The sequence below is a fragment of the Pseudomonas arabinosi genome, assembly GCF_047758675.1.
GTDB lineage: Bacteria > Pseudomonadota > Gammaproteobacteria > Pseudomonadales > Pseudomonadaceae > Aquipseudomonas > Aquipseudomonas arabinosi.
In genome coordinates this window covers 4,528,986-4,541,522 of sequence record NZ_CP180480.1, presented here as the reverse complement: position 1 = coordinate 4,541,522, position 12,537 = coordinate 4,528,986, and the positions used below count along the sequence as shown (strand labels likewise).

General features: G+C 60.3%; 14 protein-coding genes. 7 read left to right on the top strand and 7 right to left on the bottom strand.

All coding sequences use genetic code 11. The features are described 5' to 3' along the window. The first annotated feature begins 77 nt into the window (after positions 1–77). The 3 genes from ACMXYJ_RS21100 (at position 78) to ACMXYJ_RS21090 (ending at position 3,430) form a co-directional block, all read left to right on the top strand. Entirely contained in the window at positions 78–1,409 is a 1,332-nt protein-coding gene (locus ACMXYJ_RS21100; RefSeq protein ID WP_415756748.1) for a PLP-dependent aminotransferase family protein, read from the top strand. A 158-nt stretch (positions 1,410–1,567) separates the two neighbouring features. Then, the gene (locus ACMXYJ_RS21095) at positions 1,568–1,984 is read left to right on the top strand and encodes an organic hydroperoxide resistance protein (protein WP_415756747.1); all 417 of its coding nucleotides are present in this window, start codon (positions 1,568–1,570) and stop codon (positions 1,982–1,984) included. A 174-nt stretch (positions 1,985–2,158) separates the two neighbouring features. Next, a complete protein-coding gene (locus ACMXYJ_RS21090; RefSeq protein WP_415756746.1) occupies positions 2,159–3,430 on the top strand; it encodes an epoxide hydrolase family protein in 1,272 nt (423 codons plus the stop codon). Between the two features lie 14 nt (positions 3,431–3,444). Here the strand turns inward: ACMXYJ_RS21090 and ACMXYJ_RS21085 are convergent, their stop codons facing one another. Next, positions 3,445–4,233, bottom strand: a complete 789-nt coding sequence (locus ACMXYJ_RS21085; RefSeq protein ID WP_415756745.1) for an alpha/beta hydrolase — start codon at positions 4,231–4,233, stop codon at positions 3,445–3,447. A gap of 355 nt (positions 4,234–4,588) precedes the next feature. On the opposite strand from ACMXYJ_RS21085, the gene ACMXYJ_RS21080 reads away from it, so the two are divergent. Beyond that, positions 4,589–5,533 carry an aldo/keto reductase gene (locus tag ACMXYJ_RS21080; protein WP_415756744.1) on the top strand — a complete coding sequence of 315 codons (945 nt, stop codon included), beginning with the start codon at positions 4,589–4,591 and terminating at the stop codon, positions 5,531–5,533. Positions 5,534–5,538: 5 nt separating this feature from the next. Here the strand turns inward: ACMXYJ_RS21080 and ACMXYJ_RS21075 are convergent, their stop codons facing one another. Further along, the gene (locus ACMXYJ_RS21075; RefSeq protein WP_415756743.1) at positions 5,539–6,201 is read right to left on the bottom strand and encodes a glutathione S-transferase family protein; all 663 of its coding nucleotides are present in this window, start codon (positions 6,199–6,201) and stop codon (positions 5,539–5,541) included. A gap of 147 nt (positions 6,202–6,348) precedes the next feature. Here ACMXYJ_RS21075 and ACMXYJ_RS21070 point away from each other — a divergent pair, with 147 nt between their 5' ends. Beyond that, positions 6,349–6,720, top strand: coding sequence for a nuclear transport factor 2 family protein (locus ACMXYJ_RS21070; protein WP_415756742.1), 372 nt, complete (start codon positions 6,349–6,351; stop codon positions 6,718–6,720). A gap of 44 nt (positions 6,721–6,764) precedes the next feature. On the opposite strand, the gene ACMXYJ_RS21065 is transcribed toward ACMXYJ_RS21070, so the two are convergent. Continuing rightward, positions 6,765–8,156 (bottom strand): aldehyde dehydrogenase family protein, encoded by a 1,392-nt coding sequence (locus ACMXYJ_RS21065; RefSeq protein ID WP_415756741.1) that lies wholly within the window; start codon positions 8,154–8,156, stop codon positions 6,765–6,767. 100 nt (positions 8,157–8,256) lie between these two features. Here ACMXYJ_RS21065 and ptrR point away from each other — a divergent pair, with 100 nt between their 5' ends. Further along, positions 8,257–9,141 carry a putrescine utilization regulator PtrR gene (ptrR, locus tag ACMXYJ_RS21060; protein WP_046046804.1) on the top strand — a complete coding sequence of 295 codons (885 nt, stop codon included), beginning with the start codon at positions 8,257–8,259 and terminating at the stop codon, positions 9,139–9,141. Between the two features lie 35 nt (positions 9,142–9,176). On the opposite strand, the gene ACMXYJ_RS21055 is transcribed toward ptrR, so the two are convergent. The 4 genes from ACMXYJ_RS21055 to ACMXYJ_RS21040 form a co-directional block, all read right to left on the bottom strand. Continuing rightward, positions 9,177–9,638 (bottom strand): MarR family winged helix-turn-helix transcriptional regulator, encoded by a 462-nt coding sequence (locus tag ACMXYJ_RS21055; RefSeq protein WP_415756740.1) that lies wholly within the window; start codon positions 9,636–9,638, stop codon positions 9,177–9,179. A gap of 133 nt (positions 9,639–9,771) precedes the next feature. Further along, positions 9,772–10,212, bottom strand: coding sequence for an Ohr family peroxiredoxin (locus ACMXYJ_RS21050; protein WP_415756739.1), 441 nt, complete (start codon positions 10,210–10,212; stop codon positions 9,772–9,774). Between the two features lie 106 nt (positions 10,213–10,318). Further along, the gene (locus tag ACMXYJ_RS21045; RefSeq protein ID WP_056745302.1) at positions 10,319–10,771 is read right to left on the bottom strand and encodes an Ohr family peroxiredoxin; all 453 of its coding nucleotides are present in this window, start codon (positions 10,769–10,771) and stop codon (positions 10,319–10,321) included. Positions 10,772–10,847: 76 nt separating this feature from the next. Next, a complete protein-coding gene (locus ACMXYJ_RS21040) occupies positions 10,848–11,288 on the bottom strand; it encodes an Ohr family peroxiredoxin (protein WP_415756738.1) in 441 nt (146 codons plus the stop codon). Between the two features lie 237 nt (positions 11,289–11,525). Here ACMXYJ_RS21040 and ACMXYJ_RS21035 point away from each other — a divergent pair, with 237 nt between their 5' ends. After that, entirely contained in the window at positions 11,526–12,533 is a 1,008-nt protein-coding gene (locus ACMXYJ_RS21035; protein WP_415760774.1) for an Ldh family oxidoreductase, read from the top strand. Positions 12,534–12,537 lie beyond the last annotated feature (4 nt).

Here is a 12,537-nt window from a genome sequence, read left to right as displayed (position 1 = left end):
GTGCTCTCAATTTGCAGAGTTCCATCGTATGATCGGCGATCACTACAATCAAAAAATTGTCATGGATACATCTCGACATGCCTCGCTCACGGTACAAGTCATTGGTGGATGCTTTTGCGGCCGACATCCGGTCAGGCCGATTGTTGCCAGGCACGCGATTGCCGACGCATCGTCAACTCGCGGCGACAGAAGGGCTGGCGCTGGTGACCGCCAGTCGGGTCTATGCAGAGCTCGAAGCCATGGGCCTGGTCAGCGGCGAGACGGGGCGAGGCACGTTCGTGCGGGAGACGTCGTTGCCGCCGGGCTTGGGTATCGACCAGAAAAACGTTGCCGTGGGAATGACCGACCTCAACTTCAACTATCCCTCGCTGCCAGGGCAGGCAGAACTCTTGCGAAATGCGCTACGCCAACTCGCCTCGGGCGGTGATCTGGAGTCCCTGTTGCGCTACCAGCCACACGCCGGGCGCCTGCATGAGCGCGCCTCGGTGGCGCGCCATTTGCTCGCCCGAGGGCTGACGGTGGATGCCGAGCAAGTGCTGATGGTCAGCGGTGCCCAGCATGGGCTGGCCGTGACGATGATGGCGCTGCTGCAACCCGGTGATGTGATTGCAGCGGATGCGCTGACCTATTCAGGATTCATCGTGCTGGCCGAAGCCTTGCACCTTGAAATCGTGCCCATTCCCGTGACCGAACAGGGGCCTGATCTGGAGGCGCTGGACAGCCTGTGCCGGAGTCGCCGCGTGCGGGGGGTGTACTCGATGCCGACGCTGCACAATCCGCTGGGGTGGGTGATGAATGCCGATCAGCGCGAGTCGCTGGTGACGATTGCACGCAGGCATGACTTGCTCATCATCGAGGACGCCGCCTATGCCTTTCTTGCCGAGGACCCACCGGCACCAATAGCGCAACTCGCCCCTGAGCGGACCGTTTACGTTTCAGGGCTCTCCAAGAGTGTGGCTACCGGACTGCGCGTAGGTTTCGTCGCCGTGCCGGCCGAAAAAGTGCCTGCGTTGGAGCGCACGATCAGGGCGACCACCTGGAATACTCCCGGCGTGCTGACGGCGATCGCGAGCACGTGGCTCGACGACGGCACTGTCATGCAACTGGAAGCTGAAAAACGCGAGGATGCGCAGGCCAGGCAAACCATGGCCGCAGAAGTGCTGGCGGGCCTTCCGTGCATTCGTCATCCGTCGTCTTATTTTCTTTGGCTGCCCTTATCTGAAGATGCGAGGGCTGACCAGATCGCCGCGGCGCTGCTGCGTGAAAAAGTCGCGGTTTCAACCGCTGAGCCTTTTGCGACTTCCGCTCATGTACCGCATGCGATTCGCTTGGCGCTGGGGTCGGCAGAGATGGGTGCACTGCGTGAGGCGCTGGAAAAAGTTAAGTGGGTGATTGGTGCTTATACATAACCCGAAGTCGCCAACCGCCATCTATATTGAAAGGTCCAGTCCGCTGCCGATTACGCAAGCGCCCTGACGAGGGGCGAATCCATCGAGCAAGCAGGAACGGTCGATACGCTCACAGAGGGCAATCTTTTTCATCCAGCATTTTCAATCAGGAGATCATCATGACCCAGATCGAAAAAGTACTGTACACCGCCAAAGTCCACACCACCGGTGGGCGGGACGGAGCCTCACGCAGTGATGATGGACGACTCGAAGTCAAGCTTTCGTCCCCAGGTACCAAGGGCGACGGCACCAATCCTGAGCAGTTGTTCGCCACCGGTTGGTCAGCCTGCTTCATCGGTGCGATGCAGGTCGCTGCCGGTAAAATGAAGGTCACGCTCCCGCCTGACCTGGCCATTGACGCCGAAGTGGACCTGGGCACCAACGCAGGCGGCTACCTCCTGCAGGCTCGCCTCAACATCAGCCTGCCGGGCATGGATCGCGAAACCGCCCGGGCGCTGGTGGATGAAGGGCACAAGCTGTGTCCGTATTCCAAAGCCACGCGGGGCAACATCAACGTTCAGATCAATCTGATCTAAGCCAGACCTGTTACGCATCGCAAGGGTGTAGCTCAACGTTTCACCCTTGCGATAGGGCTCACGTGGTCATCGCCTCCTCTCACCGGTTGGCAAGGACGTCTTCCTGCAATTTTGCACGGTGACCGATAAGCGAAAATTCGTAACTCATCGTGACCCTCAGCTGAGGTAATGAAGATGAAGCACACATTCGCGGTCGCCATCGCTACCCTCGCGCTTTGCGTCTCGACCCTCGCCAGCGCCGCTTCCGCCGCCAATCCCCAGGCCATCCAACCCTTCCACGTCAATGTGGCGGACAAGGAACTCACCGATCTGCGCAACCGTATCGCGGCGACCCGCTGGCCGGACAAAGAGACGGTTTCTGATCGTTCACAGGGCGCACAGCTGGAACAACTGCAGGCGCTGGTTCGCTACTGGGGCACGGACTACGATTGGCGCAAGGCCGAGGCGCAGCTCAATAATCTGGCGCAGTACGTGACCACCCTCGACGGAGTCGAGATTCACTTTATCTGGGTGCGCTCCCCCCACCCGAACGCTTTGCCGATGATCATGACCCACGGTTGGCCAGGCTCGGTGTTCGAGTTCATCAAGGTCGTCGGTCCGCTCACCGATCCGACCGCGCACGGGGGCAATGCGGCAGATGCATTCGATGTGGTGATTCCGTCCATTCCTGGCTATGGCTTCTCCGGCAAGCCGAGTGGTATCGGTTGGGATCCGGACCACATCGCCCGGGTCTGGGCGCAGCTGATGCAGCGCCTCGAATACACCCACTACGTCGCCCAGGGTGGTGACTGGGGCGCCCCCATTACCAGCGCGATGGCGCGCCAGGCGCCAGCCGGATTGCGCGGCATTCACCTTAACCTGCCCGCTACGATACCGGCGGAAGCGAGCGCGGCGCTTGCTGTCGGCGGACCGGCGCCGGCGGGATTTACCGAGAAGGAACGGGCGACCTATGACGCCGTCGCCACGCTCGTCAAACAGGGGAACCTGGCGTACAGCACGATGATGGCAGCGCGGCCACAGATGATCGGTTACGGCGCGACGGATTCACCGGCTTTCCTCGCCGCGCTCATGCTCGTGCATCCAGGCTTTGCCCGGTGGACATACGGCGCCGACCCGCAACAGTCGCCGACGAAGGATCAAGTGCTGGACGACATCACGCTCTACTGGCTGACGAATAGCGGCGCTTCGGCAGCAAGGCTCTACTGGGAGAACATGGGGCGAAGCCCGCTTTCTTCGGCCGCACAGAAGACCACCGAGATTTCGCTGCCGGTAGCCGTCACCGTGTTTCCAGATGATGTCTACTGCCCGCCAGAAACATGGGCCCGGCGCGCTTATAGCAACCTGATCTACTTCCACCAGGCCGACAAGGGCGGCCACTTCGCGGCCTGGGAACAGCCGCAGTTGTTTACCGAGGAACTTCGTACGGCTTTCCGATCGCTGCGCTAGTCGAACACCGCCACTTACAACCCATCACCCAACACCTTGAGGTACTCGGGACTCTCGGATATCGAGTTGTGCCCCGTCCCCGGTATGACCTTCAGCGACGCCACCCCGTTGGCGAAATGCGTGAACAGCCGCTCGGTGCTGGAACGCGGTATCACTTCGTCGTGCTCAGCGGCGATCAACAGCGTCGGCACTGTGATGTGGGCGGCGTACTTCCAGGATTCAAAGGTGTCCTTGAGCAACCACTTCACCGGGAAGATGGGGAACTGCCGGGCGGCGAGTTCTTCAACACTGTTGTAAGGCGTGATCAGCACCAGACGCGCCGCCGGGCGTTGGCTGGCGAGGCGCACGGCGACGCCCGAGCCCAGGCTGCGACCGACCACCGTAATGTGTGGATGGGTGGCGTAGACCTGGTCAAACAAGGTCATGGCGTCGCGCGAAATCATCTCCTCGGAGGGCGATCCGGAACTGCCACCGTAGCCTCTGTAGTGCATCAAGTAGACGGCGTGATCGGCAAAGGCTGCGGAAAACGACGGCAGGCTGCGGGAGACGTCCTCGGCATTTCCACCGAAATAGATCAACGCGTTCGGCCCCTCGTGCGGCCTGACGGATACCAGCACCTGCGCGTCGTCGACGGACAGTGTGAGCGGTGTTGCCGAGGTGTCGACAGCGCGCGGTTGCGGGAAGTAGATGAGGGCGCGCTGGAACACGAACAGCGCAGCGCACAGCGCCAGATACACAACGGCGACGATGACGACGATTGACACCAGGATTCGTGGCATTCGGCTAACTTTAGTGGGCGGCATTGACGGCTCTGGCCGGAAGACGGTTATCGATTGATCGCTGTCAGAGTGTAGTAGACCGATAGCGCGACGCCCTGGGAGGGATGCCCATCGCTATCAAATGGCTCAACGTCCTGCCGTCGGAAAGAGCGGCGCTGAGGCTAATGCCGATCAGTTAAGGCACAGAACCTGTGGGAGCGGTGCTCAAATCCTTAACTGATCGGCATTAGGCGCTGAGGCTGGGTTTCGCCTTCCATTTCTGCGTGCTGGTGGGGGCGAATGGTCGCCGGTAGCTATGCTGATGTGGCCAGCCTCGTGCGTCCGACGCGAGAAGTGCGGTGGATCGTGGCTGACAGCAAAAATGTGGAAGGACAATTCCATGAGCCACACTGATGGGTACACGCGTCGAAAAATACTCACGCTGGCGGCCGGTGCTTCGGCGGTTTTCACCTTCGATCCGGCATTTGCAGCATCCACGCCGTCGACCGAAACAGGAGGCAAGAACATGCTGACCCGGGCCATTCCATCCAGCGCCGAACTCTTACCGATCGTTGGGCTGGGCACGTATCGCGGTTTTGATGTCGAGCCTTCAAGCCCCGCCTACAAGCAGCTGCCTGCGGTGCTGCGCGCGTTGTTCGAGAAGGGTGGGAAGGTGATCGACAGTTCGCCCATGTACGGTCGTGCCGAACAGACGACCGGTGAGCTGCTGTCGATTCATGAGCCGCGGTCGCCGGCCTTTCTGGCCACCAAGGTGTGGACCCGTGGCCGCGAAGAAGGCATCGCGCAGATGGAACAGTCCTTCAAACTGCTGCAGACCGACCGGATCGACCTGATGCAGATTCACAACCTGCTGGACTGGAAAACCCATTTGCCCACGCTGCGCAAATGGAAGGAAGAAGGGCGCATTCGTTACATCGGCATCACCCATTACACGGCGTCGGCGTATGACGAAGTGGAAGCGGTACTCAAGGCCGAGCCATTGGACTTTTTGCAGATCAACTATGCCCTGGATAATCGCGGCGTCGAGAAACGCATCCTGCCGCTGTGTCGCGAACGCGGCGTGGCGGTGATCTGCAATCGTCCCTTCGGCGGCGGTGATTTGCTCGCCCGCTTGAAGGACAAGCCGTTACCGCGCTGGGCTGCGGATGTGAGGGTCAATAGCTGGGCGCAACTGGCGCTCAAGTTCCTGCTGACGCATTCAGCGGTGACTTGCGTCATCCCCGGCACCGGCAACCCGCGTTACATGGCGGAAAATGCCGGTGCAGGTTTCGGTCCGATGCTGACGGGGGCTCAGCGCGAGCAGTTGATCGATATTGTCGGTTAGGCGCGCTAGCGAAACCGCTCCGGGAGGGCTTCGGCAAACGGATACATCGAGAAGTAGGGCCTGGCTTCGTCAATGACCCGCTGGACGGACGGTCTGTTCATCATCCTGTCGAAATAGGCTTTCAAGTGACCGTATTCGTCGGGGAACGGCTCGAGGGTGCTGGCATAGAACAGGGCCGGGGCGGCGGCACAATCGGCCAGGCTGAAGTCTGCACTGGCGAGCCAGATTCTGGAGGCCATCTGGCGGTCGAGCATTCCGTACGCCGTCTGCAGTGTGGAGCGTTCTCGGGTCAAATCGCCATGAGCGTCGCGCAGGCGATCAAATACAATCTGTTGCAGCGGCGTCTGGAGATAGTGGTCGCACACACGGTCCCACAGACGGACCTCCAGCGCGGTGTCCCAATCGTCGGGAACGAGCGGATGTTCACCCGGATAAAATCGGTCCAGGTATTCGATGATGATCGTGGTTTCCGCCACGTTGCGCTGGCGAGCGTGGTCGTGAATGACCGGGAACTTGCCGAGCGGCCACAGCGCTTGCAGCGCTGCTCTGTCGGCATCGTTGCCGAGATCGATGATCCGCTTTTCGAATTCGGTAGCGTTTTCGTAGAGTGCGATGAGCACTTTGTGGCAGAACGACGACAGCGGATGGTAGTAAAGAGTCAGCGACATCTCTCAGCTCCTCGAAAGGCAGGTGACCCCCATCATGATAGTCGCCGTCCGGGACGGTTAAGCGCCCGGTGCTAGACTTTCAGGGTGGAATGGACGATCGATCAACCTGATCCGGCGGTGCGATGGTGAGAACGCTGGAGGTATGACATGACGACTCAACTGCTGGCTAAAGAACACATCAACGTGGTGGTCCGCAATTATGTAGAAGGCATGGTGTTCGCCGATGAAGCCTTGCTGCGACACGCCTTTCATCCTGCTTGCCGCATCATTGGCCATTACGAAGAAAAGCTTGAATGGGCATCCCTGGAGGAATTTATCAGCGCGATCAAGGCCGAGGGGCCGGCAGCCAAAGAGGTCAAGCCGTTTTGGGAAGTGCTCAGCATCGATGTCACGGGTGATGCCGCCGCGGTAAAAGTCACTGATGATTATCTCGGCATGCGATTTACCGATTATCTGTCGCTACTGAACATCAATTACCGCTGGATGATTGTGAACAAGCTGTATTACCTGAACGAATAGCGCATGAGCCCGGGAGCCAAAAGCTCCCGGGCATCGTTATGCGATCAGTGCCGATCCAGCCACACCGTCTGGGCATTGCAGAATTCACGCACACCGAAATGCGAGAGTTCACGGCCAAACCCGCTTTTCTTCACGCCGCCGAAGGTGACGCGTGGGTCGGAGGCGCAATAGCCATTGATAAACACACCACCGGTTTCCAGTTCATCGGCCATCTGCTCGGCAAGCTCGAGGTTGCGTGTGTAAATGGTCGAGGCGAGGCCGAACTCACTGTCATTCGCCAGTGCCAGAGCATGCGCTGCGTCTCGTGCAGTGATGATCGAGGCCACCGGGCCAAACAGTTCCTGTTTGAACGAGGTCATCTGGTCGGTGACATCACCGAAGACCGTGGGCTCGTAAAAATTGCCGGCGCCTTCAGCCTTCTTGCCGCCCATCAGCAACGTCGCGCCTTCTTCCAGGGTGTCGCGCACCTGTTGATCCAGTTCATCACGCAGATCAAAGCGGGCCATGGGGCCGATGTAGGTGTTGGCGGCCAGTGGATCGCCGACCACCAGTTTTTGCGTGGCTTCGACGAACTTGCGCGTGAATTCCTCGACGATGCCTTGCTCGACGATCAAGCGTTTGGCGGCCGCGCAGACTTGCCCGGTGTTCTGGTAGCGGCCAATCACGGCAGCTTTGACCGCTTCGTCGAGGTCGGCATCGTTGAGCACGATGAACGGGTCGGAGCCGCCCAGTTCCAGTACACACTTCTTCAGCGCCGCGCCGGCTTGAGCGCCGATCGCCATGCCGGCTCGCACGCTGCCGGTGAGAGTGACCGCTGCAATACGTGGGTCAGCAATGGCTTTGGAAACGCCGTCGGGCGTGACGTTGATGACCTCGAACACGCCTTCAGGGAAGTCGGCTTGCTTGAAGGCTTCCAGCAACAGATAGGCGCTGCCCATCACGTTCGGAGCATGTTTGAGCACGTAGGTGTTGCCGGCGATCAACGCTGGAACGGCGCCGCGCAGGACCTGCCAGATCGGGAAGTTCCACGGCATCACCGCGAGAATCGGGCCGAGCGGGCGATATTCAATGCGCGCTTTCCCACCTTCAACCAGCGTCGGCTCGGCGCTCAGCATCGCCGGGCCGTGTTCGGCGTACCACTCGCAGAGTTGCGCGCACTTTTCGATTTCGCCGCGCGCCTGAGTGATTGGCTTGCCCATTTCCAGGGTGATCATGTTCGCCATCGCGGCGGTGTTGTTGCGTAATGCCTGCGCCAGGGCGATCAACAACTGCGAGCGTTGATCAACCGGTTTGCTGCGCCAGGCGCGAAACCCGGCAGCAGCGCGGGACAGGGCGGCGTCCAGTGCCGATGCGGATTCGAAAGGGTAGTGGCCGATCTGCTCGCCGTTGGCGGGGTTGATCGAAATGGCATGGGTGAGGCTGGAAACTTGAGTCATGGCACCGTCCTGCTAGGTGGGAATGCGCTCAGGTTACGGTGGCGTTTGTTTTCTGGAAACTGAATAATACTGAGCATATCGTTCACGTTTGGAGAATGCCTTGGATCTGGTTCAGCTGGAAATTTTCAAAGCCGTCGCCGAGCACGGCAGCATCAGCGCGGCGGCTCAGCACATCCACCGGGTGCCGTCGAACCTGACGACGCGGATCAAGCAGCTGGAGCTGGATCTGGGCGTGGACCTGTTTATCCGCGAGAAGAGCCGACTGCGCCTGTCGCCGGCCGGCTGGAGTTTTCTCGACTATGCCCGGCGCATTCTCGACCTCGTCCAGGAAGCTCGCGCGACGGTGGCGGGCGAAGAACCGCAGGGTTCGTTTCCGCTGGGGTCACTGGAGAGCACCGCTGCGGTGCGCATCCCTGAGCTGCTGGCCGCGTATAACCAGAAGCACGCCAAGGTTGAGCTGGACCTGTCCACCGGACCTTCGGGGACCATGATCGACGGCGTGTTGTCGGGGCGATTGGCGGCCGCGTTTGTCGATGGGCCGGTGCTGCACCCGGCATTGGAAGGCGTGCCGGCGTTTGAGGAGGAAATGGTGGTGATCGCACCGCTCAACCATTCCCCCATTCATCGTGCGCGGGATGTTAATGGCGAAAACATCTATGCCTTCCGCTCCAATTGCTCCTACCGACACCACTTCGAAAGCTGGTTCGCCAAGGACGCGGCGGTGCCCGGCAAGATTTTCGAAATGGAGTCCTATCACGGCATGCTGGCGTGCGTCAGCGCCGGTGCAGGCCTGGCGCTGATGCCCCGCAGCATGCTCAACAGCATGCCCGGATGCACCACCGTGAGCGTCTGGCCGTTATCGGAATCGTTCCGCTATTTACGCACCTGGCTGGTGTGGCGCCGCGGGACGGTGTCGCAAAGTCTGACCATGTTTGTGCGCTTGCTGGAGGAGCGCGGGGTGGTGCGGGATGAGGCGGTGCGCTAGTTCACGCTTGAGAATGTCCAGATCGGCGTGCCGGCTCATTCCCCGGCTTTCGTCGACTTGATCAGATTGCCGCGCAACTTCACGATCGCCTTCTGCAGGATCGTGAACTCGTCGAGCGTCAGGCCCGTTGCGTCGGCGAGGCCCATTTCCGGTTGGCTTTCGCGCAGCTGTCGACCGTTCTTCGTCAGGCTGATCCGCACTTGGCGCTCGTCTTCGGGATCGCGCTGCCTTTGCAAAAAACCCATCGCTTCCAGTTTCTTCAGGATCGGGGTCAGCGTGTTCGATTCCAGAAACAGCTTCTCGCCCAGGCTGCCGACGGTCTGATCGTCTTCCTCCCACAGCGCGACGATGGTGATGTATTGCGTATAGGTCAGCCCAAGCTGCTCGAGTATCGGCTTGTACGCCTTGCCGAAGGCCAGGTTGGTGGAATAGACCGCAAAACACAGGAATTCGGAGAGCTTCAGGTTGTCGGGGACGGCGTTGTCGGTGGGCTTCATGTACATCCTCGTTGGCCAAAGACGGTTGGCTCGCAAAAAGTGAAATATACCTCGTATGCGATTGTGTCGGAACGACTCTAACTGACGGTGGCAACCGGTTCGACGGCGAAAGTCGAACCGGTCGTACGGTGCATCACGCGGTCAGGGCGTTGATGACCACGTCGATATTGCCGCGCGTTGCCTTCGAGTACGGGCAGATTTGGTCTGCGGCGTGCGCCAGCTCCGTCGCGACGTCTTGCGTCAAGCCTGGCACGCGAAGCGTCAGCCGGGCCTGGAGGAAGTAGGCCGGACCGGTCTGGCCCAGATCGACCTCAATATCAATGGCCAGATTGGACGGCAGCGTCACCTTCATATTTTTTGCCGCCAGCTCGACGGCAGCGGTGTAGCAGGCCGACCATGCGCCGGCGAAAAACTGCTCTGCTGTTGGGTGCGGCACGATGGCTGCGAACTCGTGTGCCAGTCTAGGGTTTCCAGGCGACGAGAGCTGGATGGAGAGGCCACGGGAAGAGTTGTCACCGTCGCTGAATGCCGTGTGGGTTTTGCCTGTGGCCAGGACTTTTTCGATCTTGTTCATGGTTGAGTCCTCAACGTTGTGCTGGGTTGTGATGCGTATACGCTTAAAGCGCATACGATATATGGCGTATCGACCATGCCGATCGATAGCAACGCCGCGCGGTGCGTCATGCCGTGAGGACGTTCAGGGCCACGTCAATGTTACCCCGCGTCGCTTTCGAGTACGGGCAGATTTGATCGGCGGTGTGCGCCAGTGTCGTCGCGATGTCGTGGGACAAACCTGGCACGCGCAGGGTCAATCGAGCCTGAAGGAAGTAGGCCGGACCGGTCTGACCCAGATCCACTTCGATGTCGACGGACAAATCCGACGGCAGCACCACGTTCATCTCACCGGCCACCAGCCCGACGGCGGCGGTGTAGCAGGCCGACCAGGCGCCAGCGAACAGTTGCTCGGCCGTCGGGTGCGGCTGGGTGGCGGCGAATACGTGGGCTGGCTTGGCGTTGCCAGGCGTCGACAGGGTGATGTCGAGGCTGCCGTCATGGCCGCGCGAGGTAGTGCCAGCGTTGCTGACGGTGGTGTGGGTTTTGCCGGTGGCCAGGACTTTTTCGATCTTGCTCATGATGATTTCCTAAGTTTTCACTGTTCTCGTATGCGCTTATATCGTGTGCGACATATTTAATGGATTAAAAAGATCTTTACGCTGTCAGGACGTTCACTTCCACGTCGATGTTGCCCAGCGTCGCTTTCGAGTACGGGCAGAGTTCGTGTGCGGCGTGCGCCAGTGCGGTTGCGACGTCGTGTGCCACGCCCGGCAAGCGGACAAAGAATCGAGCCTGAAGGAAGTAGGCCTGACCGGTCTGGCCCAGATCGACCTCGATGTCGACGGACGCATCGGTCGGCAGCACCACTTTTTTCGCCTTGGCGATGTGTTCGATGGCGGAGATGTAGCAGGCGGACCATGCACCGGCGAACAGTTGCTCGGCGGTCGGGTGCGCTTGGGTGGCTGCGAACACGTGGGCCGGTTTCGCGTTACCTGGCGATGACAGCTCGATGTCGAGCTTGCCGTTGGCACGGGTCGCGTCGCTGAACGTGGTGTGGGTTTTGCCGGTAACCAGTACTTTTTCGATCTTGCTCATGGAATGAATCCTCAACGTTTCAATAGGTTTAATTTGCCTATCGTATACGTTTGTATCGTATGCGATGGAAATAATACTCGCCCAGAGCTCAATCGGTGTCAAGGGGTGATGGGAGGCCCAGCCGACGAACGGCCGTGTTGGCGGGGTATGCCGAATTCGTCGTCGACCGGGCCTAAAGCGATCAAGCCGTGGCGTCTGGAATGGGCCAGTCTGGGCGGTCTGTCCAAGGAGTTGATGATGAAACGACTGTCCCTGGCCGAAGCTCGCGAGCTGGCCGAATCGATCTTGTTGCACAACGGTTTCAACCTTGCCCACGCTCAGGCGGTGGCCGCCACGGTGATTGCCGGCGAGCGCGATGGCTGCGCCTCCCACGGTTTGTACCGGGTGTTGGGGTGCGTGAATTCGCTCAGGGCCGGCAAGGTGGCGGCGGATGCTGAACCACAGGTGATCGACCAAGCCCCTTCGATCGTGCGGGTCGATGCGGCAGGTGGTTTCTCCCAATTGGCGTTTCAGGCGGGTCTGCCATTGCTGGAGGAGAAAACCCGGGCAAACGGAATTGCGGCGCTGGCGATCAATCGCTGTGTGCATTTTTCCGCGCTGTGGGTCGAGATCGAGCAACTGACCGCTGCCGGCCTGGTGGCGCTGGCGTGTAATCCCAGCCATGCCTGGGTCGCGCCGGCGGGGGGCAGTCAACCGGTGTTTGGCACCAATCCCATTGCGTTCGGTTGGCCGCGTTCGGGCAAGGATCCGTTTGTGTTCGACTTCGCCACCAGTGCGATTGCCCGTGGCGAGATCGAGTTGCATCGACGCGCCGGAAAAGCGATTCCCGAAGGCTGGGGCGTCGATGCAGACGGGCAGCCGAGTACCGATGCGAACGTGGTACTCGATGCTGGCGCGATGCTGACGTTCGGTGGGCACAAGGGCTCGGCGCTGGCCGCCATGGTGGAGTTGATCGCCGGGCCGTTGATTGGTGACTTGACCAGTGCTGAATCGCTGGCGTACGACGCGGGCAGCAAGTCATCGCCTTACCACGGCGAGCTGATCATCGCCCTCGATCCGCGGCGCTTCCTCGGCGAGGCCACCGAGCAGCACCTGGCCCGTGCCGAAGTCATGTTCCAGAGCATACAAGGGCAGGGCGCACGCTTGCCGTCGCAACGGCGTTACGAGGCGCGAGCGCGCAGTTTGGTGGAGGGCGTGCAGATTCCCGAAGCCTTGTACAACGACTTGAAAGCGCTGCTGGGCTGAGTGA

Excerpts from the sequence above, each read along its gene's own strand:
- ACMXYJ_RS21100 (WP_415756748.1), top strand. The coding sequence starts at position 78 with ATGCCTCGCTCACGGTACAAGTCATTGGTGGATGCTTTTGCGGCCGAC.
- ACMXYJ_RS21095 (WP_415756747.1), top strand. The coding sequence starts at position 1,568 with ATGACCCAGATCGAAAAAGTACTGTACACCGCCAAAGTCCACACCACC.
- ACMXYJ_RS21090 (WP_415756746.1), top strand. The coding sequence starts at position 2,159 with ATGAAGCACACATTCGCGGTCGCCATCGCTACCCTCGCGCTTTGCGTC.
- ACMXYJ_RS21085 (WP_415756745.1), bottom strand. The coding sequence starts at position 4,233 with ATGCCGCCCACTAAAGTTAGCCGAATGCCACGAATCCTGGTGTCAATC.
- ACMXYJ_RS21080 (WP_415756744.1), top strand. The coding sequence starts at position 4,589 with ATGAGCCACACTGATGGGTACACGCGTCGAAAAATACTCACGCTGGCG.
- ACMXYJ_RS21075 (WP_415756743.1), bottom strand. The coding sequence starts at position 6,201 with ATGTCGCTGACTCTTTACTACCATCCGCTGTCGTCGTTCTGCCACAAA.
- ACMXYJ_RS21070 (WP_415756742.1), top strand. The coding sequence starts at position 6,349 with ATGACGACTCAACTGCTGGCTAAAGAACACATCAACGTGGTGGTCCGC.
- ACMXYJ_RS21065 (WP_415756741.1), bottom strand. The coding sequence starts at position 8,156 with ATGACTCAAGTTTCCAGCCTCACCCATGCCATTTCGATCAACCCCGCC.
- ACMXYJ_RS21055 (WP_415756740.1), bottom strand. The coding sequence starts at position 9,638 with ATGAAGCCCACCGACAACGCCGTCCCCGACAACCTGAAGCTCTCCGAA.
- ACMXYJ_RS21050 (WP_415756739.1), bottom strand. The coding sequence starts at position 10,212 with ATGAACAAGATCGAAAAAGTCCTGGCCACAGGCAAAACCCACACGGCA.
- ACMXYJ_RS21045 (WP_056745302.1), bottom strand. The coding sequence starts at position 10,771 with ATGAGCAAGATCGAAAAAGTCCTGGCCACCGGCAAAACCCACACCACC.
- ACMXYJ_RS21040 (WP_415756738.1), bottom strand. The coding sequence starts at position 11,288 with ATGAGCAAGATCGAAAAAGTACTGGTTACCGGCAAAACCCACACCACG.
- ACMXYJ_RS21035 (WP_415760774.1), top strand. The coding sequence starts at position 11,526 with ATGAAACGACTGTCCCTGGCCGAAGCTCGCGAGCTGGCCGAATCGATC.